17 protein-coding genes, 5 tRNA genes and 1 rRNA gene are annotated in these 19,074 nt (G+C 49.9%); 22 read left to right on the forward strand and 1 reads right to left on the reverse strand.

Annotated elements, in window-relative coordinates; genetic code table 11:
• The first annotated feature begins 48 nt into the window (after positions 1–48).
• The 15 genes from rrf to EKM73_RS11910 all read left to right on the forward strand — a co-directional run bounded on the left by rrf (position 49) and on the right by EKM73_RS11910 (position 10,861).
• Positions 49–165, forward strand: a 5S ribosomal RNA gene (gene rrf / locus EKM73_RS11840).
• Between the two features lie 6 nt (positions 166–171).
• A tRNA-Asn gene (locus tag EKM73_RS11845) sits at positions 172–244 on the forward strand.
• Positions 245–273: 29 nt separating this feature from the next.
• A tRNA-Thr gene (locus tag EKM73_RS11850) sits at positions 274–346 on the forward strand.
• 353 nt (positions 347–699) lie between these two features.
• Positions 700–1,032 carry a PTS sugar transporter subunit IIB gene (locus EKM73_RS11855; RefSeq protein ID WP_125702064.1) on the forward strand — a complete coding sequence of 111 codons (333 nt, stop codon included), beginning with the start codon at positions 700–702 and terminating at the stop codon, positions 1,030–1,032.
• A 1-nt stretch (position 1,033) separates the two neighbouring features.
• The gene (locus EKM73_RS11860) at positions 1,034–1,324 is read left to right on the forward strand and encodes a PTS lactose/cellobiose transporter subunit IIA (protein ID WP_125702065.1); all 291 of its coding nucleotides are present in this window, start codon (positions 1,034–1,036) and stop codon (positions 1,322–1,324) included.
• Positions 1,325–1,737: 413 nt separating this feature from the next.
• Positions 1,738–3,219, forward strand: a complete 1,482-nt coding sequence (locus EKM73_RS11865) for a peptide MFS transporter (protein WP_125702066.1) — start codon at positions 1,738–1,740, stop codon at positions 3,217–3,219.
• A 234-nt stretch (positions 3,220–3,453) separates the two neighbouring features.
• Positions 3,454–4,269 (forward strand): metallophosphoesterase, encoded by an 816-nt coding sequence (locus EKM73_RS11870; RefSeq protein WP_125702067.1) that lies wholly within the window; start codon positions 3,454–3,456, stop codon positions 4,267–4,269.
• An 84-nt stretch (positions 4,270–4,353) separates the two neighbouring features.
• Positions 4,354–4,436, forward strand: a tRNA-Tyr gene (locus EKM73_RS11875).
• Between the two features lie 10 nt (positions 4,437–4,446).
• Positions 4,447–4,518 (forward strand) — tRNA-Gln (locus tag EKM73_RS11880).
• Between the two features lie 447 nt (positions 4,519–4,965).
• Positions 4,966–6,918, forward strand: a complete 1,953-nt coding sequence (locus tag EKM73_RS11885) for a S9 family peptidase (RefSeq protein ID WP_125702068.1) — start codon at positions 4,966–4,968, stop codon at positions 6,916–6,918.
• Positions 6,919–7,719, forward strand: coding sequence for a pyrroline-5-carboxylate reductase (gene proC / locus EKM73_RS11890; protein WP_125702069.1), 801 nt, complete (start codon positions 6,919–6,921; stop codon positions 7,717–7,719).
• 517 nt (positions 7,720–8,236) lie between these two features.
• Positions 8,237–9,379: an N-acetylglucosamine-6-phosphate deacetylase gene (gene nagA, locus EKM73_RS11895; RefSeq protein WP_125702070.1), complete on the forward strand. Its 1,143-nt coding sequence runs from the start codon at positions 8,237–8,239 to the stop codon at positions 9,377–9,379.
• A gap of 36 nt (positions 9,380–9,415) precedes the next feature.
• Positions 9,416–10,117 carry a GntR family transcriptional regulator gene (locus EKM73_RS11900; protein WP_020089948.1) on the forward strand — a complete coding sequence of 234 codons (702 nt, stop codon included), beginning with the start codon at positions 9,416–9,418 and terminating at the stop codon, positions 10,115–10,117.
• Between the two features lie 57 nt (positions 10,118–10,174).
• Complete coding sequence (locus EKM73_RS11905; protein WP_125702071.1) at positions 10,175–10,354, forward strand: DUF6440 family protein; 180 nt, start codon at positions 10,175–10,177, stop codon at positions 10,352–10,354.
• A gap of 18 nt (positions 10,355–10,372) precedes the next feature.
• Positions 10,373–10,861: a GNAT family N-acetyltransferase gene (locus EKM73_RS11910; protein ID WP_164508924.1), complete on the forward strand. Its 489-nt coding sequence runs from the start codon at positions 10,373–10,375 to the stop codon at positions 10,859–10,861.
• On the opposite strand, the gene EKM73_RS11915 is transcribed toward EKM73_RS11910, so the two are convergent.
• The gene (locus tag EKM73_RS11915; RefSeq protein ID WP_125702073.1) at positions 10,862–11,596 is read right to left on the reverse strand and encodes a WecB/TagA/CpsF family glycosyltransferase; all 735 of its coding nucleotides are present in this window, start codon (positions 11,594–11,596) and stop codon (positions 10,862–10,864) included. It abuts the gene before it with no gap.
• A gap of 153 nt (positions 11,597–11,749) precedes the next feature.
• Between EKM73_RS11915 and EKM73_RS11920 the strand changes: the two genes are divergently transcribed.
• From EKM73_RS11920 to EKM73_RS11950, 7 genes are all read left to right on the forward strand, one after another.
• Entirely contained in the window at positions 11,750–13,216 is a 1,467-nt protein-coding gene (locus EKM73_RS11920) for a nicotinate phosphoribosyltransferase (protein WP_125702074.1), read from the forward strand.
• 86 nt (positions 13,217–13,302) lie between these two features.
• Positions 13,303–14,133, forward strand: a complete 831-nt coding sequence (gene nadE, locus EKM73_RS11925; RefSeq protein ID WP_125702075.1) for an ammonia-dependent NAD(+) synthetase — start codon at positions 13,303–13,305, stop codon at positions 14,131–14,133.
• A gap of 10 nt (positions 14,134–14,143) precedes the next feature.
• Positions 14,144–14,578, forward strand: coding sequence for a hypothetical protein (locus EKM73_RS11930; protein ID WP_125702076.1), 435 nt, complete (start codon positions 14,144–14,146; stop codon positions 14,576–14,578).
• A 188-nt stretch (positions 14,579–14,766) separates the two neighbouring features.
• Positions 14,767–16,962 carry a Tex family protein gene (locus EKM73_RS11935; protein ID WP_125702077.1) on the forward strand — a complete coding sequence of 732 codons (2,196 nt, stop codon included), beginning with the start codon at positions 14,767–14,769 and terminating at the stop codon, positions 16,960–16,962.
• Positions 16,955–17,434: a SprT family protein gene (locus EKM73_RS11940; RefSeq protein WP_164508925.1), complete on the forward strand. Its 480-nt coding sequence runs from the start codon at positions 16,955–16,957 to the stop codon at positions 17,432–17,434. The genes EKM73_RS11935 and EKM73_RS11940 overlap by 8 nt, the downstream gene beginning before the upstream one ends.
• A 20-nt stretch (positions 17,435–17,454) precedes the next feature.
• Entirely contained in the window at positions 17,455–18,336 is an 882-nt protein-coding gene (thrB, locus tag EKM73_RS11945; protein WP_125702079.1) for a homoserine kinase, read from the forward strand.
• A gap of 80 nt (positions 18,337–18,416) precedes the next feature.
• Positions 18,417–18,501: transfer RNA gene (locus EKM73_RS11950), tRNA-Leu, on the forward strand.
• The last annotated feature ends 573 nt before the right edge of the window (positions 18,502–19,074 follow it).

Raw genomic sequence — 19,074 nt, forward strand, 5'->3', positions numbered from 1 at the left:
AAAATAATTGAATAATATCTAGTTTTGAGGGAAGAAGTTCTCTTATAGTGTGGTGGCGATAGCCTAAAGGATACACCTGTTCCCATGCCGAACACAGAAGTTAAGCTTTAGCACGCCGATAGTAGTTGGGGGATCGCCCCCTGCGAGGATAGGACGTTGCCACGCGATTATTCCGGCATAGCTCAGTTGGTAGAGCACCTGACTGTTAATCAGGTTGTCGACGGTTCGAGCCCGCCTGCCGGAGTCGGGTTAACCAGGTTAACCAGTTGATATGCCGGCTTAGCTCAGCTGGTAGAGCATCGGTATCGTAAACCGAGGGTCGGGGATTCGAATTCCTCAGCCGGCATCAGATAAGCGATTAGTCTTCGGACTAGTCGCTTTTTTTGTGTTTGCGTTAAAAGTAGTGTCTAACTGAGTCTGGGTGATATTATCAACCGGAGTTGTATGTCCGAAATGCTGATAGTTCATAAATGGGGCCCACTACTGAGCAGGACTGCCTCAGGGAATCGTAATGAAAGCGGTTACTAAGCAAAGCCCGATTGGTATAGTCAATTATCAAAAATTGGTATATATCACTAAAACGCTGATACATGGGCATTTCGAGCGTTAAAAAAATAAATGATTTTTATAATTATCTATTGTGGTATACCTCTATCAGTGCTATTCTATAAGTATCAATTAAGCACGGGAGATGCCATCATGAAAAACGTATTGTTAGTATGTGGTCAAGGAGTTTCAAGCCATTTATTCTTAGGGGAAGCTAAGCGGGTTGCTGAAACCCAACGGGTACCGTTGCATTTTAGCGCGACGAGTTTAATGGAAGTAACACCAGAATTATTGGCTGAACAGGACTTAGTTCTCTTAGCACCACAAGTGGCTTACCAAGCCAAGATGCGGGCTAAGATCGGTGACCAGGTTCAAACAGCACCAATTCCAAATGATATTTACGGTTGGTTAAACAGCCAAGCGTTGGTTAAGTATGCTTGCCACCAATTGAACTTTGCACCTGCAGCAGTGGCTGTCGCTTACTAACATGACACCTACGATTGAACAGTTAGCGATGCAGGTGTTGGTAACCGCAGGAACCGCTAAAGAGAGCCTGTACCGTGCCATTACGACTGCTCGCAAACAACATCAGTCGATAGAACTGTCGGCCTGTCACGAGCAACTCCTGGTAGCTCATAAGGTCCAAACGCAGATGATGGCGAAAATGGCTGCTGAGGATCTTCCAGTAACAATCCTCATTAACCATGCGATGGATACTTTAATGGCTGTACAAGGAAATTATGAGCTCATTGAGGCCTTAGGCCCTGACTGGCACTAATATTTAATGATAATAAAGTCTGAGACATCTTGTCTTAGGCTTTTTTTGTTGTGGCTGCTTATCAAGGATTGGGGCGTGTGAACGTATACGGCAGGTTGTAGATATCCTGTGAGTTGGATAATCAACGTAATTTTATTCATTAAAGTAATAATATTGGCCAATTACTGGAAATGAATAAAAAATAAGAAGATTGCATGAGATAGCTAATAATTTCATCATTGTTTTTTGCGCGTAAGGGCGGGAATGAAGACGCTTTTATTACGAAAACCGTTGCGTAACGGGCGTTCATGAAGTATAATTACAACTATGTTTTATTAGAGGTCTATGAGACCCTGCCACAATCGCATTTCGCGAATCGGATTGTGAAATAAAGAAATATTCATTTTAACAAAGGCAATGGAGGTATTATCGTTTTGAATAACAAACCAGAGTCGACCACCCAAGACCGAACTTTCTTCGGTCAACCGCGGGGGTTATCAACGCTGTTCTTCACAGAAATGTGGGAACGGTTCAGTTACTACGGGATGCGTGCCATCCTTATCTACTACATGTACTACTCAATTTCCAAGGGTGGTCTGGGGTTCGATCAAGCAACTGCCGCCTCAGTGATGTCCATCTATGGATCGATGGTTTACCTGTCATCCGTCCTCGGGGGTTACCTGAGTGACCGGGTATGGGGGAGTCGTCGGACTGTGTTCATTGGTGGGATCCTCATCATGTTCGGTCATATTGCTCTGTCCGTGCCAGCTGGCCGGATCGCGCTGTTCATTTCCATCCTCTTGATTGTTTTAGGGACTGGGCTCTTGAAGCCAAACGTTTCTGAAATGGTTGGTGGCCTGTATGACGCCGGGGATACCCGTCGTGATTCCGGGTTTACCATCTTCGTCTTCGGGATTAACTTAGGTTCCCTGGTTGCGCCACTTCTTGTGGGTTGGTTAGGGATGTCCTACAACTTCCATTTAGGGTTCTCCTTGGCCGCTATCGGGATGTTCTTGGGATTAGTTCAATACTGGTACGGTGGGAAGAAGTACTTGAGTAAAGACAGTCTTTACCCAACCGACCCATTGGAACCCGGTGACATGAAGAAGTTGGGTGTTCGCTCAGCTGTTGGTCTCGTTGCCTTTGCACTGATTGTTCTGTTAATGTTCCTCTTAGGTTCATTGAACTTAAATAACTTCATTCTGTTACTTTCCATCGTGGCCATTGCGACGCCAGTCGTTTACTTCACCATCTTCTTAACCAGTAAGAAGGTTACCGCGACTGAACGCAAGCACGTTTGGGCTTACTTAGGTCTCTTCATCGCTGCTGCTATCTTCTGGGCAATTGAAGAACAAGGGTCTTCAGTTCTGGCACTGTTCGCTGCTAACCAGACGAACAACCACTTCTTGGGTCTGCACATCTTGCCATCTTGGTACCAGATGTTAAACCCACTGTTCATCCTGATCTACACGCCATTCTTCGCAGCAATGTGGAACCGTTGGGGTAAGCGGCAACCAAGCTCACCAGCTAAGTTTGCAACTGGGATGCTGTTCGCCGGTGCATCATACCTAATTATGGTGATTCCGGTCGCTATGTTTGGGACGAGCGCTAAGGTCAGCCCACTCTGGTTAGTTGGTAGCTGGGCAGTTGTTGAAATTGCCGAATTACTGATTTCTCCAATTGGGTTGTCCGTGACGACCAAGCTGGCACCAAAGGCCTTCCAATCTCAGATGATGAGTATGTGGTTCTTGGCCGATGCCGCTGGGCAAGCCGTCAACGCACAAGTGGTTAAACTTTACACGCCAGGTAACGAAGCAGGTTACTTCATGGGCGTGGCCATCGTGGCCATCGTCGCTGGGTTGATCATGTTCGTCTTGGTTAAACCAATTAAGAATTTAATGGCCGGTATTAAATAGTCAATATCCACCGGTAAAAGTGCTACTCTATTATGGAGTGGCACTTTTTATTTGGCTAATTGATCGAGTCGAATGTTATGAGTCTACACTTGATAGAAGACAGGTGTGGCATTTAGGACAGTCGTGACGGCCACGATGGCTTGACTAGTGTCAGGAGAGCAGACGATATGTGTTTGCTTACAGAAACAGTCTTACAATAGAAGCAATGATTATTCAAAGAGAGGAGCAACATCTTTGGTCAAAGTAGCGTTAATCAGTGATCTTCATTTCGATGTCAACCGGCAGTCCGTAGATGCGCTCTTGCCCCAACAAGCCGGCTATCTCATGCAACAGGGCGTGGGGCTGTATTTGATTGCCGGGGACATCACCAACCATTTTGCGCAATCCTTAGATTACGTGACGCGATTACAACGTTTGATTGCACCCGCTAAGGTCCGCTTCATCGCTGGCAATCATGACATGTTACATGATGTGACGTATGCGGCCCTTGAGAGCCCCTTAGCGCCGACTTACCTCCATCAGGGGCAATTAGACGTCAGTGGGACCAACTGGCGAATAATCGGCAATAACGGCTGGTATGACTACCAGTTTGCGGACAACCTGGTGGATCGGAACTTTTTGACGTGGAAACGCGCTTTTTGGGTCGATAGCACCATTGAACAGCCCCAGTCTGATCCGGAACGGATGGATCACGTCTTAGAGACGGTGACGGGCCAACTGGAACAAGCCCAGACCGAACATAAACGGGTGTTGTTCATGACACATTTCGTGCCGCATCGTGAGTATATTAAATATACGGATGACGACCGCTTCTGGAATATGGCGAACGCCATGCTGGGGAGTCCACGTTTGGGGGATCTGTTAGATCAATATCAGGTTGATGTGGTGCATTTTGGCCACGTTCATCGTCACTTTGCACCGCGGCAGTTCAAGCAAACCACCTACTATGATCAGGCGGTGGGGTATCACAACAAGCGGGTTAACGAGTGGTCGCAGACTGATTACTTCACGGAATGGCGGGATCGGTTGCGATTCCTCAAATTAAAATAAAAATATTTTCTAGAAAAGGCTTGACGATTTATGCAGAATTCTGTATGATAATAAACGTTGATTCGTTACGGCGATTCACGTTTTGGTGGGGTAGCGAAGTCTGGCTAAACGCGGCGGACTGTAAATCCGCTCCTTCGGGTTCGGTGGTTCGAATCCACTCCCCACCATTTTTATTATTGGGCTATAGCCAAGCGGTAAGGCAACAGGTTTTGATCCTGTCATGCGCTGGTTCGAATCCAGCTAGCCCAACTTAGACCAGTCACTGTGTGTGGCTGGTTTTTTTGTGTCCAAATTTTGAGAATTGCGCTGTAAACGGCTATACGTGTGACTACGGTAGCCGGGCCACGGTTGGTTAGGCTTACCGTCGTATGCAATAAGACTGAGTAGCGTGTGAAATCGGAAAGCAGGTAAGTTTAGTCTTATCTGCTTTTTTGTCGACTTTCGTAGTCACGAAACGGTCCCCTTATTTATTACTAATGTAAAAATTGCCGATATAGTCTCATTGAATTTGTAAAATATCAGAAAAAATCGCTTTAGTGGTGAATTGGTGATAGTCGGAAACTATTACTGAGAAATCATCCCGTACAACGCCCGGCACAGCAGTCATAATTGACAAGTCCGCCGAACTTCGCTAAAGTCAAACTAATAATTACGCCAGACCATTTGAAAGTTTAACTGAGAAAGTGGGGTCTTGTGATGCCAGCAACTGTGCAACCGGAAGACCTGTTTGCCTTGCGTCCATTGGCACAACCAGTGAGCGATGGGAAACGGGTGTACTACTTAGAAAGTTACCTAGACCAGCAGGAGAATGCTGGTTCGGCGACCATTTATAGCGTCAGTCTTGAGGATGGTGGTGATCAGCGACAGTGGAGCCCGGATGGCGTGGCGGTGAGTCAGCTGGCATTGAGCCCCGACAAACGTTACTTGGCCTTTAGCGGGCGCATAGACGGTCATTCACAGATGTTCTTGGTGTCAGTGGATGGGGGCACCCCCGAACAGATCACGCGTGGTGATACCGATGTTACAAATCCCGTATGGTCCGCACAAGGAGAGACACTTTATTTCCAAACAACGGTTGGCGCCGATAAGCCCAGCAAGCTTCCCCAAGTCAAGGTGGTCACGCGGCTGTTGTATAAGGCCAATGGTGCGGGAATCTTACCGGAGACTCTAACGTCGCAGTGCATTCGTTACGAGTGTGCCACTGGTGATCAGTCCGTGGTGTTGACGCAGCCGACTGATTTTACCGTGACGGCGGCGAATGCGAATGGGCTGGTCTATTCACGTGAACGCCTACTCGAAGATGAGCACGATTTTAGCGTGGGCGTCTACTGGCACGCCTTTGGTGGCGGAACTGATCGCCTGCTGAATCAGGATCAGGCCCAAGGTGATTTCGGCAAAGGAATCTTGAGTCCCGATGGCCGGCAGGTTGCTTTGTGGGGGCAAGATAATCACATCATGAATGTTTCCCAGTCCCACGCCTGGGTGGTCGATCTCGCAACAAACCAGTTAACAGACGTGACCGCGCCCCGTGACGTTGAAGTCGGTGATATGCTGGCAGTCGATAGCCAGCAGGGACAGTCTGGACACTGGCTGGCTTGGCGTGATGATGACACACTGCTGACGGTGGAAAATGAACACGGTCGGTTGTGTGTCGTCAGTCAATCGCTGACCACCGGAGAAGTCACACCACTACTGGATGGCAACCGGGCTATCACTGATTTCTCGGTCGTCAATGACCACACGGTAGTCTTCACCGAGACGACCATGACTAGCGTGAGTCGCTTGAAAAAAGTGGATCTAGCGACGGGGCTGGAGGTCGAATTGGTTAATCCCAATGCCACCTATGAAGCGACGCATACGCTGGTCGATGGGCAACGTTTCACCTTCAAGGGTGCGCAGGACTGGCCAATCGAGGGCTGGTATTTCCCACCGGTCACGTCGGCAGCGCAGCATCCCGCGGTCCTCTACGTGCATGGGGGTCCGCAGGTTGACTTTGGATACGGCTTTTACCACGAGTTACAGTACTTGGCGGGTGAAGGCTATGGCGTGATCGCCATTAATCCTCGCGGAGGTAATAGTTATGGTCAGGACTTTGAGACGGCAGTGATTGCCCACTATGGCGAAGGCGATTTCGAGGACCTGATGTTGGGAACGGATGCCGCTTTGGCACTGGACCCAACTATCGATCCGCAACAACTCTGCGTGACCGGTGGCTCATATGGTGGTTTCATGACTAACTGGATTGAAACGCACACAGATCGGTTTGCGGCGGCCGTGACGCAGCGGTCAATCTCAAACTGGATCAGCTTCTACGGCACGAGTGATATTGGTTATTTCTTTACACCGTGGGAGCTCCAACAGGATATGACGGCAATCGACGAGCTTTGGAAATTCTCACCACTGGCCTACGTTAAGCAGGCGACGACACCAATCCTGGTGCTCCACGGGGAGGCGGATCTTCGCTGTCCCACTACGCAGGGCGAAGAGTTTTACGTCGGACTCAAGGAAGCTGGGATCGACACCCAACTGGTTCTGTTCCCTGAGTCGACCCATGAGCTCTCCCGCTCCGGATTACCCAACTTACGAATTGAACGGTTAAGACGCATTAATCAGTGGTTTGAGGATCACTTACAACAGGAGGAAGTCTAGATGAATATTGGATTTATTGGGGTCGGTGGCATGGCCCAGGCTATCATTGGTGGCTTATTGAACGCCAAGACGTTTGCACCGGCAGAAATTGTGGTTCACAGTCACCGTGAGGAAAGTTACTTGCCATACGCACAAGCCCACGACCTAGTTGCGGCTAAGAGCAATCGGGCAGTAGCTGAAGCCAGTGACCTAGTCGTGCTGGCAGTGACCCCCAACGTGGCCCCAGCCGTCCTAGCGGAAATCAAGGACGATTTGACTAACGCCAAGACCTTGATTTCGATTGTGGCCGGTTTATCGTTAGCAGACATGGCAGCGATTACCGGGGAAGGCGTCCCGACTTTACGGACGTTGCCTAACGTAAACGTTGAGGTTGGCGCGGGGATGACGGCAGTTGCCGCCAACGCTGCGCTGACTGGTGACCGTTTGACGGCGGCACTGCGAGTATTCGACACGATTGGGTCGACGACGACATTGGCCGAGGACCAATTCGGCGTCTTCAGTGCATTGGCTGGAAGCTCACCGGCCTACATCGACTTCTTTATCGATAGCTTGAGTCGGGCCGGCGTGAAGCATGGCCTGACCAAGGCTCAAGCCACGGCAATTGCAGCTCAGGCCACGTTGGGTTCCGCTAAGATGGTCCTGAAGAGTGACAAGATTCCATTCGAACTAATCGATCAGGTCTCTTCACCTGGTGGCAGCACGGTTGCTGGCTTACTCGCGATGGAAGAAGCTGGTCTGATGACAGCGGTAGTCAAGGGCATCGACGCCACCATCAAACGTGACGCTGGGGAAAAAGATTAGTTGTTGATGAGTTCATTGGCCAATTAAGTGGGCCAGTGAAAATGTGCGTCACGAGTGCCACCTAACTATGAAAAAAATTTGTGAAAATTATCTACGCGTGTGAGTTGTAATTTTGGTCTATACCGATTATAATGAAAAGTAGGCATTGGTTTAGTTCTAGCAGGATTATCCATAATTGTTTTGGCGAGAAATGGCTTGTCAGTTTTAATTAATGAGATGTGGATACAATTGGACAACGTTTCGGCTTTTAGTGTGGGGTTAGCGCCATGTGAGCCGTGAGGGTGGTGTCAATCAACTCAGCTGTGGGAATTATCTAAGCGGTAAGCCGCTTAGATAATTGGTGCCTTTGAAACTCGGTCTATGAGGTTCAAAGGCAAGCCGGAAGACCGTACTATGGCTTCCGGCGCCCGCCCTCAGCGCCCCGGTTGATTGACACCACCCGGTAAGGCGCTGGTTACATCCGGCTGGGGCACACTAATGCCATAGTAGTTGTTGTCATGTGATGAGGAGGAGACTCATGAGTATTGTCTTAAAGCACGCTAAGATTTATACCGGGGACGACGTGATCCCCGATGGTTACATCCGTTTTGACCAACAGATCGAAGCAGTCGGGCCAGTCGCTGAATTTCAGCCACTGCCCGCCGATGAGATTCACGTGGTTACGGGCCGGACGATTGTGCCCGGGTTTATCGATGTTCATAGCCACGGTGGTTATGGATATGATAGTATGGATGGGGACCCTGAACAGATCGACAAGATGGTCAATCTGATGGTTCACGAAGGGATTACGTCGATTTTTCCCACCACGATGACGCAGTCGAATGACGCCATCGATCATGCGATGCAAGGGATTGCGGAAGCCGCCAAGCATAATCCAGTGATTCAAGGTGTCCACTTGGAAGGGCCATTTATCGCAGCTATCTTCAAAGGAGCCCAACCGGAGAAATATATCAAGGATCCCGACGTTTCTCTGCTGGATCGGTGGAACAAGTTGTCTGGTGGTCGCGTCAAATTAATTACGTACGCGCCAGAAGATCCGGGTTCGAAGGCATTCGAAGCTTACTGCTTGGCCAATAAAATTGTGCCATCCGTGGGCCACTCCAACGCCACGCGCGAACAGCTCCTCGAAAGTCGGGCCACCCACGTGACCCATTTGTACAACGCACAGCGGGGGTTGCGCCACAGAGAGCCTGGTGTGACCGGCCATGCGATGCTGGAAGACAATTTATACTGCGAATTGATCTGTGATGGCTTCCACATTGTGCCGGATATGATAAAATTAGCTTATGAACAGAAAGGGCCCCACCGGTTGGAACTGGTGACTGACTCCATGCGTGCCAAGGGGATGCCAGAAGGTGTCAGCGAACTTGGTGGGCAAAAAGTGATTGTGAAAGACCGTCAAGCACGGTTGGAAAGCGGCAACTTAGCCGGTTCCGTCCTGCGGTATGACGAAGCCTTCAGAAACATCATGGACTTTACCGGTTGTGATATGAATGACGCCGTGCAGATGAGTTCAGTCAACCAAGCTGAAGAATTCAACTTGACCCAAAAAGGCAAGTTGGTTCCTGGCCGCGATGCTGACCTGAACCTCTTCACTCGTGATTTACAACTGGAAACGACCTATAGCTTGGGCCGGAAGTTCAGTCAGGAATCTAAGTAAAAATTTAGTTGTATTTTCAGAAGGGACGTAGGTGCTGTGAGTTCACCGATTTATATTCAAATTCATAATGACATTAAACGCGCTATTGAGGCAGGAAAGTGGGCGGTTGGCGACCGAATTCCGTCCGAACGAGAACTGTCTCGAGATTTTGATGTGAGTCGGATGACGCTCCGTCAGGCGATTCAGACCCTGGTTGATGAAGGGATTCTGGAACGCCAGGTTGGGTCCGGGACCTACGTGGCCAACCAGAAGGTTCAAGAAAAGATGTCCGGCGTCACGAGTTTTACCGATCTGATGCTGGCTCAAGGGAAACAACCCGCCAGCAAGACCATTTCGTATCACGTGATGAGTCCATCACTCAGTGAGGCTGAAAAGCTGAAATTGCACGAGGATGAACAGGTGTTGCGGATGGAACGGATTCGGTTCGGGGACGATGTGCCAATTTGTTTTGAAGTGGCCACGGTGCCAGAACATCTGGTGGATGGTCTCAGCAAACAAGAGGTGACCAGCTCCCTGTACCGGGCATTGGAAGACAAGAAGAATTTAAATCCGGGGAAGGCCCAACAGACGGTCTCCGCCATGTCTGCTTCCGAACGGATCGCCGAGTTCTTGAAGATCAAGCGTGGCGATGCCATTCTGCGGTTGCGGCAGGTGACCTATCTGCAAGATGGGACCCCATTCGAATACGTGCGGACGCAGTATGTCGGCGAACGGTTCGAGTTTTATCTTGAAAAGTAAATTAGAGGGAGCTGGACAGTGTGTTCGGCTCCTTTTTTGAAAAAGGAATGGTGCGAGATGAGAAAGGAACAACGCTTTGAGGTTACCCCAACCAAGGCTGACGGTGGCGTGTCATTTGACATCGTCACGGATAAACAGACCGGGGTTCAATATGTACTGGCTTCTAACTATATCGGTAGTAGCTTGACGGTGTTGGTCGATAAGGATGGCAAGCCCTTGTTGAAACCGACACTTTAGAAATCCAGGTGATCAATGATGAAGATTCGCAAGGCACACCGTGATGACGATTTTCAGGCGGTCGCCCAGCTCTATCTGGATGTTTGGCGGGCAACCTATGTGCAGCTTTTACCAGCTGCGTTCTTGGCCCAGTTGACCACAAACACCTGGCATCCGGAGCGACGCTGGCAAGAAACCTGGGTGGCTTTTGACGACAGAGGGAAGCTGATTGGATCTTGTGCGGCGGGACCAGCCCGCGAGCAAGGTTGCGAGGACTGGGGCGAAGTCTATTCAATCTATATTCACCCAAACCAGCAGCATCAAGGCGTCGGCCATCAGTTGATGGCTGCGGCGCTGACGACGCTACAGGGGTCGTTCACCCAGGTCTATGTTGAGGTGCTTGCTACCAATCAGAGTGCTCGTGACTTTTATCGGCAAATCGGGTTTACGCAAAAGGGCACCGTTCAAAAACGAACGGTGCCTCAGGGAGAACTTTCGGTTGTTAGAATGGTCCTGAATCCAGCATAATTAGTGTTGGTGCTTAGCCTGTTGCCGAACCAGATGTAGATAGTGGGGAATCACGGCGATGCGTTTCAAACGCCTGGGTTCCTTGGCCGTCCGGTAGAACCACTCCAGATGGTGTTTTTGCCAGAACTCCGGCGCTCGATCAACCGCACCGGCGAGCACGTCGAAGCTGCCGCCGACGCCCATCCATAAGCCTTTGGTGGTGTGGCGATGTTTGGCCACGAATTCTTCCTGTTTGGGGAAGCCCAGGGCGGCGAAGACCATGTCGGGTTGTGTCCGCCGAATGTCAGCGACGATAGCCGTGTCGTCCTTGAAGTAGCCGTCGTGTAATCCGGCAATAATTAGTCCGGGATAGTCGTGGGACAGCTTTTGCTTTAAAGCGGCGATGACTTCGGGTTTGGCCCCGACGAAGTAGGCGGAGCGGTGATTGTCGCTGCCCCACTGTAAGAGGGTAGTCAGGGTGTCAAAACCCGTGATTCGTTCTGGCAGGGGCTGTTTCAGAATCTTGGCCCCGTCGAGAATCCCAATACCGTCCGGTGTGATGAAGTCAGCAGATTGGACGAGTTGCTTGTAAGCGGGGTTGTGGTGGGCGTACATCACGATTTCCGGGTTAGCGGTCACCACGAAGGTATTTTGTTGCGCGATGATGCGCCGTTGAATGGTTTGTTGGAAGTTAGCAGCGGTGGTCTTGACGAATGGTAAGTCGAGCACCGTTACGGTAGAAAATGAAAGTTGCATGGGGTCTCCTTTCGAGATGGTCATGCCAACGAATAAAGCCGGCGCGACCGTACTAAATAGTATGACGCTCTGTGTGATTCATGCTAAAATAAGTCTATTAGATTAAAATATGTAACAGTTCAGCTTGAAAACTAGCTAAGGGAGTAGCTCATTATGACGAATTTGTATCCTGACGACAGTTTGACTCTGCACACGGATGCCTACCAGATCAATATGATTCAGACGTATTATCAACAAGGGATTGCCGACAGACACGCTGTCTTTGAAGTGTTTTTCCGTGACATGCCGTTTCATAACGGTTATGCCGTGTTTGCTGGTTTGGAGCACATCGTTAATTATATCCAAAATCTGCACTTTTCCCAAGCGGACATTGAATACTTACGAGAAGCTGAAGAATATCCGGAAGATTTTCTGGAATATCTCGCTAATTTTAAATTCCGAGGCTCAATCCGTTCCGCCGTTGAAGGTGAACTGGTTTACGCTCATGAACCAATCTTACAAGTGGAAGGGCCCCTGGCTGACTGTCAGCTAGTGGAAACGGCCATTCTTAATATTGTGAATTATCAAACATTAATTGCTACTAAGGCTGCTCGAATTCGCTCCGTGGCCGGTGATGATGCGTTGATGGAATTCGGGACACGGCGGGCCCAAGAATTTGACGCCGCTATCTGGGGAACACGAGCTGCCTACATCGGTGGGTTCGACGCCACTTCTAACGTACGGGCCGGCAAGATTTTTGGGATTCCGATTAGTGGAACGCACGCCCACGCGCTCGTGCAGACTTACGGCAACGACTACGATGCCTTCATGGCTTACGCACAGACGCACCAGGACTGTGTCTTCTTGGTCGACACCTACGATACGTTACGTAGTGGGGTGCCGAACGCCATTAAGGTTGCCAAGGAACTCGGCGACAAGATCAATTTCCAAGGTGTGCGGATCGATTCCGGTGATATGGCCTACCTGTCCAAGCGGGTTCGTCAAAAGTTAGACGAAGCCGGTTTCCCGAATGCTAAAATCTTCGCATCCAACGATCTCGATGAAAAAACGATTCAAAGTCTTAAGATGCAAGACGCCAAGATTGACGTCTGGGGGATTGGTACCAAATTGATCACTGCCTTTGATCAACCAGCATTGGGGGCCGTCTACAAGATGGTTGCCATTGCGGATAGTACCGGTAAAATGAAGGGCACCATCAAGCTGTCCAACAACGCTGAGAAGGTGACGACGCCAGGGAAAAAGCAGGTTTGGCGAATCACCAAGCGTGCCGATGGCAAGACCGAGGGGGACTACGTGACCTTGGCGGATGAAGATCCGCGCAACGAGGAAACAATCTTCATGTTCCATCCTAGTTTTACCTATATCAACAAGACAGTCAATGACTTTAATGCGCGGCCATTGTTGCAGTCGATCTTTGAAGACGGCGAATTGACCTACAAGTTGCCAGCGCTGTCAGCAATCCGTGATCGTTGTAGGGGCGCTCTAGCCAACCTCTGGCCAGAGTACAAGCGGGATTTGAACCCACAGAAGTACCCGGTTGACCTTTCCCAAGATTGCTGGGATCACAAGATGGCGATCATCAAAAAAATTCACACCTACGTACAGAAGATGCCTGAATAACCATGCATTACGGGTCGCGACCACAGCATAAGGACGCGAGTATTGCGGCTGGTGCCGTGACCTGATTTAATTAGGGGGCAAGTAACATGCGAGCAATGCAAAAAGAGATTATTGAAGCCTTGAAGGTTCAACCTACCATCGATCCAGCCAAGGAGATTCGGCGCAGTGTTGACTTCTTGAAGGCTTATCTGAAGCGCTATGACTTTTTGAAGACGTTAGTTCTCGGAATTTCCGGTGGGCAAGACTCAACGTTGGCCGGAATCTTGTGTGAACAAGCCGTTACGGAATTGCGGCAGGAAACCAATGACAGTAGCTACAAGTTCATCGCGGTGCGGTTGCCTTACGGCGAGCAAGCCGATGAGGACGACGCCATGATGGCCATCGATGTCATGGGGGCTGACGAAACGCAGCGGGTCAACATTAAAGATGCTGCGGATGCCATGGAAGCTGCCGTTACGGCGAACCACAATACTGTAAGCGACTTTAATAAGGGAAATATCAAGGCACGGCAACGGATGATCGCACAGTATGCGATTGCTGGGGCCCATGCCGGTGCTGTGGTCGGAACTGATCACGCGGCCGAAGCCATCACCGGGTTCTACACGAAGTTTGGTGACGGGGCGGCGGATATTTGCCCACTCTGGCGGTTGGACAAGCGTCAGGGGGCGTCCATGCTGGCTTATCTGGGAGCGCCAGAAAACCTCTACAAGAAGGTGCCAACGGCTGATCTAGAAGATGACCGACCAGCGTTACCTGATGAGGCGGCACTGGGTGTGCGGTATGCGGATATCGACGATTACCTTGAAGGCCGCGATGTGAGTGACCAGGCGGCTGAAAAGATTGAAGGCTGGTACCGAAAGACCGCGCACAAGCGGCACTTACCAGTGAACGTTTACGATACTTTTTGGAAAGACTAGGTGATTAGTGATGCGGAAGAGTAATATGAGTGGTTACATCAATGTTTTAAGTAAAGTGCTCCAAGGAACCGAAGACGAAGCTGGCGAAATGAACAGCGACTTTGAAAAGGTTCGTGCGGCTATCGACAACGATACGGTCAGCGACCTCTCCCAAGTGGACTTGCAGAAAATCGTCGACAACTTCCAACGGGGGACCGATGGCTACGAGGATAAGCTGAACAAGCTCGAGCAGGCCAGTGCGCCGGTGCGAATTCTGGGAAAGCACAAGTCATTAGTCGCAGCATTCCGCGTCTACACGGAAGCTTGCCAAGCCATGACAGATAGCATCAACGTCGAAGCTCAAACGGTCGATGTTGACGCGTTCAACCAATCTGAAAAGACCCAAGAAAATGCCATGGAAAAGGTTACCGCTGCCACGCAACGGATTATGACCAGTCCCATGTAAGACGAAGGATGTCACTCATTTTGAGCGGCATCCTTTTTGCTTGAGTGGGGTAAATGTGAGTCGTTAATGCGCTGTTTTGGTAATAGAATTTCGGAGGCTTGCGGTCCATAATTTTTGACCGTAAGTCAGCCGGTGTTCACGCTAACCATGGTATAATGCAGGTATGATTACAATGACGGAGGGTTTGCATGGCAAGAGAGAATGAAGAACAGCTCAGCGCCTTGGCACGGCCGGTTCATGAGCAACTGAGCCAGTACCGAGTGCAACAGATTCAGGCGGTCCTGACCCTTATGGATGAGGGCAATACGGTGCCGTTCATCGCACGTTATCGGAAGGAACGAACCGGTTCGTTGGACGAAGTTGCCATTCGAGAGATTGAGGATGAGGCGAACTGCTTAGCTAAACTAAATAAGAGACGGCAAGATGTATTGAAGACGATTGCCGAGCAACAAGCCCTGACACCGCAACTCAAACGGAACCTGGAACACGCCACGACCTTACAGCAGGTTGAGGATCTGTACTTACCTTACAAGAAAAAGCGGCAGACCAAGGCCACGATTGCGGCGCAACATGGACTGAAGCCGTTGGCAGAGTGGCTGTTGACTTTTCCTCAGGAGAGCTTGGATGCGCGCGCCCGTCAGTACGTGAAGCCAGATCAAGACTTACCGGATGTCACGGCTGTTTGGGAAGGTGTCCACGAAATCCTAGCGGAAACGTTTAGCGAACAGGCAGCTTTTCGGGAATGGATTCGGCATTACACGTGGCAGCATGGTGAATTGACCAGCAAATTGCGTCGTGGGGCGAAAGATCGGGATGAACAACAGGTTTATGCGACCTATTACGAGTTTAACCAGCGACTGAATCAATTACCGCCATACCGAGTCTTGGCGATCAACCGGGGCGAACGAGAAAAGATCTTATCTGTGGGAATCGACATTGATGATGCGTCGATTCTACAGTATGGACATTTCCGCTTGGTTGGCCAACACAAGGGGCCAGCTGTAGCGAAGATTGAGGCGGCCTTTGCAGATGCTTACAAGCGATTCCTGGGGCCGGCGATTGAACGAGAATTACGGCGACAGTTGACGGATCAGGCTGATGAGCACGCCATTCAGGTCTTCGGCAATAATCTGTATCACTTGTTGATGCAGGCGCCGTTGAAGGGCAAGGTCGTGATGGGGTTTGATCCGGCATACCGGACGGGCTGTAAGTTAGCTATCATGGATGCTAACGGTCGGTTCCTGACCAAACGGGTGATTTACCCACATAAATCCGCCAGCGGTAAACAGCGGGCGGAAGCGGGGCCGGCCTTTAAGCAATTGCTGGAGAAGTATCATGTCGAAATGATTGCGATTGGCAATGGAACAGCAAGTCGGGAATCCGAGGAGTTCGTCAGTGACATTCTAAAGACACTGGATTACCCAGTTTATTACGTGTTGGTCAACGAGGCCGGTGCGTCCGTTTACTCGGCGAGTGCAAATGCCCGGGCCGAATTCTCAGATCTCCACGTCGAGGAACGGTCGGCCATCAGCATTGGTCGGCGGTTACAAGATCCTTTGGCCGAGCTGGTCAAGATTGATCCGAAAGCTGTTGGGGTTGGGCAATACCAACACGATGTGCCTGAGAAGGCGCTGGATGAACAGCTGGACCGGGTCGTAGAGACGGCAGTCAACCAGGTGGGGGTTAACGTGAATACGGCGAGTCCGGAATTGCTCACCCACATCTCAGGGTTAACGGCAACGACTGCGCAAAATATCGTGACGTACCGTAATGATAACGGCGCATTTGCCAGTCGTAAGGAATTGCAGAAGGTCCCCCGGCTTGGACCAAAAGCATATCAACAATCCGTTGGGTTCCTACGCATTATTGGCGGTCAGGATCCGCTGGATAATACAGATATTCATCCGGAGAGCTATCCAGCGACCCGCCAATTGCTGCAAGGATTGACCGCTGAGAACACGGTGATTGGAACGTCTAAACTACAGCAGGAACTGGCTCAGCTGAATCAGGACAAATGGGCGACTGAGTTGGGCGTGGGCCGGGAGACCTTGGCCGATATCATTGCTGGGCTCAGCAAGCCGGGCCGAGACCTGCGGGATACGATGCCGGCACCGCTACTGCGACAGGACGTGTTGACGATGGCCGACTTGAAGCCGGGGATGGAACTGCAAGGGACCGTCCGGAACGTGGTCGATTTTGGGGCATTTGTCGATATCGGAGTAAAGCAGGATGGTCTGGTCCACATTTCCCAGTTAGCCGATCACTATGTCAGTGATCCGAGTGCGGAAGTGACGATTGGGGATGTGGTGACGGTTTGGGTATTGACCGTTGATGAGAATCGACAGCGGATTCAACTGACGATGCGGACTGATGGTCATGACTAATCAGGAGCTGCAGCAGTTGGTGGAACGCATCTCACTGGAGAGTTTTGGCAAGCCATTTCGGCACCGCGCCTGGTTCAATGCCAGACTGCGGACGACAGGCGGGCGCTACCAGCTCAAGGATCACAGTATTGAAATCAACCCTAAAATGCTAACGGATTACGGCGAAGCGACGTTAGTAGGGATTATCAAGCATGAGCTTTGCCATTACCACCTGCACTTGGCGGGGCAATCTGGACAACACCGCACACGGGCGTTTCGAGAACTACTCCAACAGGTCGGGGGTTTGCGGTTTGCGCCGGCACCAAAAATAACGCAACCGAAGCCACGCCATTGGCAATTGTACGTGTGCCAGCATTGCGGACAGAAGTATTACCGTGCGCGGCGAATCGACGTTTCAAGAATGGTGTGTGGACGGTGTCACGGTCGGCTGGTTTGGCAGAAGACGGTCGTGGCAGTGCAACGTCCGCATTAAAATTAGGAGGTCAGTGAATTATGGGAAAAACAATTATTCGGGTACCAGCAACATCAGCGAACATGGGTCCCGGCATTGATTCCATTGGTGCCGCTTTACATCTATACTTAACGGTCATTATTGAAGAAAAAACGGAACAGTGGCGGGTCAACCATGCTTTGGGGACCAGCATTCCACGTGACGAAAACAATTTGATGGTGCAGACAGCGCTGAAGGTTAACCCGAAGTTGCAACCGCATCAATTGACGGTCATGTCCGATATTCCCGTGTCTCGTGGATTGGGTAGCTCCACGAGTGCTGTGATTGCCGGCATTAAGATTGCCAATGAATTGGGCGAAATGGACCTGACGATTCCAGATCAATTGAATTGGGCGGTCAAACTCGGTGGCGAATTGGATAACGTGGCACCAGCCTTGATGGGGCAGGCGGCCGTTGCGACAGTCAATGATGGCGTTGCTGACGCGATCAAGTTGCCATTACCCGACTTACAGGCCTTGGTCTTCATCCCGGGACAGAAGTTATTGGCACAAAAGAGTCGCAAGGCATTGCCTAAGCAGGTGTCGTTTGACACAGCAGTTCATGCCAGCAGTGTGGCCAACGTCTTAGTTGCGGCATTGTTGAAGAAGGACTGGGAATTGGCAACGAAACTGATTGAACGCGATGAATTCCACGAACAAGCACGGTCACAACTCGTACCTGAACTGAATCAGATTCGCGATGCGGCTCATGAACTGGGCATTGTTGGCACTTATCTGAGTGGTGCTGGTCCGACCGTCGTAACGTTTGGAACCTCGGCACAATTGACATTATTGCGGACAAAGCTGACAAATGCTGATTTACCAGGCAGTTTGCGCATCTTGGAGCTCGATCAAGATGGCGCAACCGTCCTAACAGATGCATAATTTTGAATTTTTTGAATTAACTTGCAAAAAGATATTGTCACTGCCCGAATCATTTGGTATACTATTTCTTGTGAGTTAATGCGGCCATGGCGGAATTGGCAGACGCGCAAGATTAAGGATCTTGTCCGGGTAATCCGGGTGGAAGTTCGAATCTTCTTGGCCGCATAACGATTATAGAGGCACTGATCAGTTTATCTGGTTGGTGTCTTTTTTGATGTGGAGAGATTAATAAGCCAGGAGTTGAAGAGAATCGTTGAATTCAAGGCAATTATTAGAATAAATAATACCGCGGGGAACTTCATAAGATAATATTTTGGGCTTGATTTTAATAAGCACTTTATGAAAGTTTCATAAATCGTGCCTCCAGATATTGGTTTATGAAAACAGGAGTATCCAACAGATACCAGTTTTGTTAGCATAACTGCTTTAAATATTAATCAGACCTGCTTTCAGTAAAGATTATGTAAAGACCCTTGAATTTATGAAATAACTGCTTAGAATAGGGCGTTGGAGCTCGAAATCAAAGCTTAATATGCCCGTTAAATGACAAACAGGTGACATTTTCGCTACGCAATCGTTTTCAGGCGAAATGGGTCTTCAAAAATCCTTAAGAAGAGCGTATTATTGAAAACTAATCGAGCATTTATGAAAATTTTCGAGTCCTCAATTGTCAAATCAAGTGCAACACTAAGAATCTATTCTTAGAAGTGGTCTAGTTGCTAAGCTAGTTCAGGCATT

This window comes from Levilactobacillus fuyuanensis (assembly GCF_003946395.1).
Taxonomy (GTDB): domain Bacteria; phylum Bacillota; class Bacilli; order Lactobacillales; family Lactobacillaceae; genus Levilactobacillus; species Levilactobacillus fuyuanensis.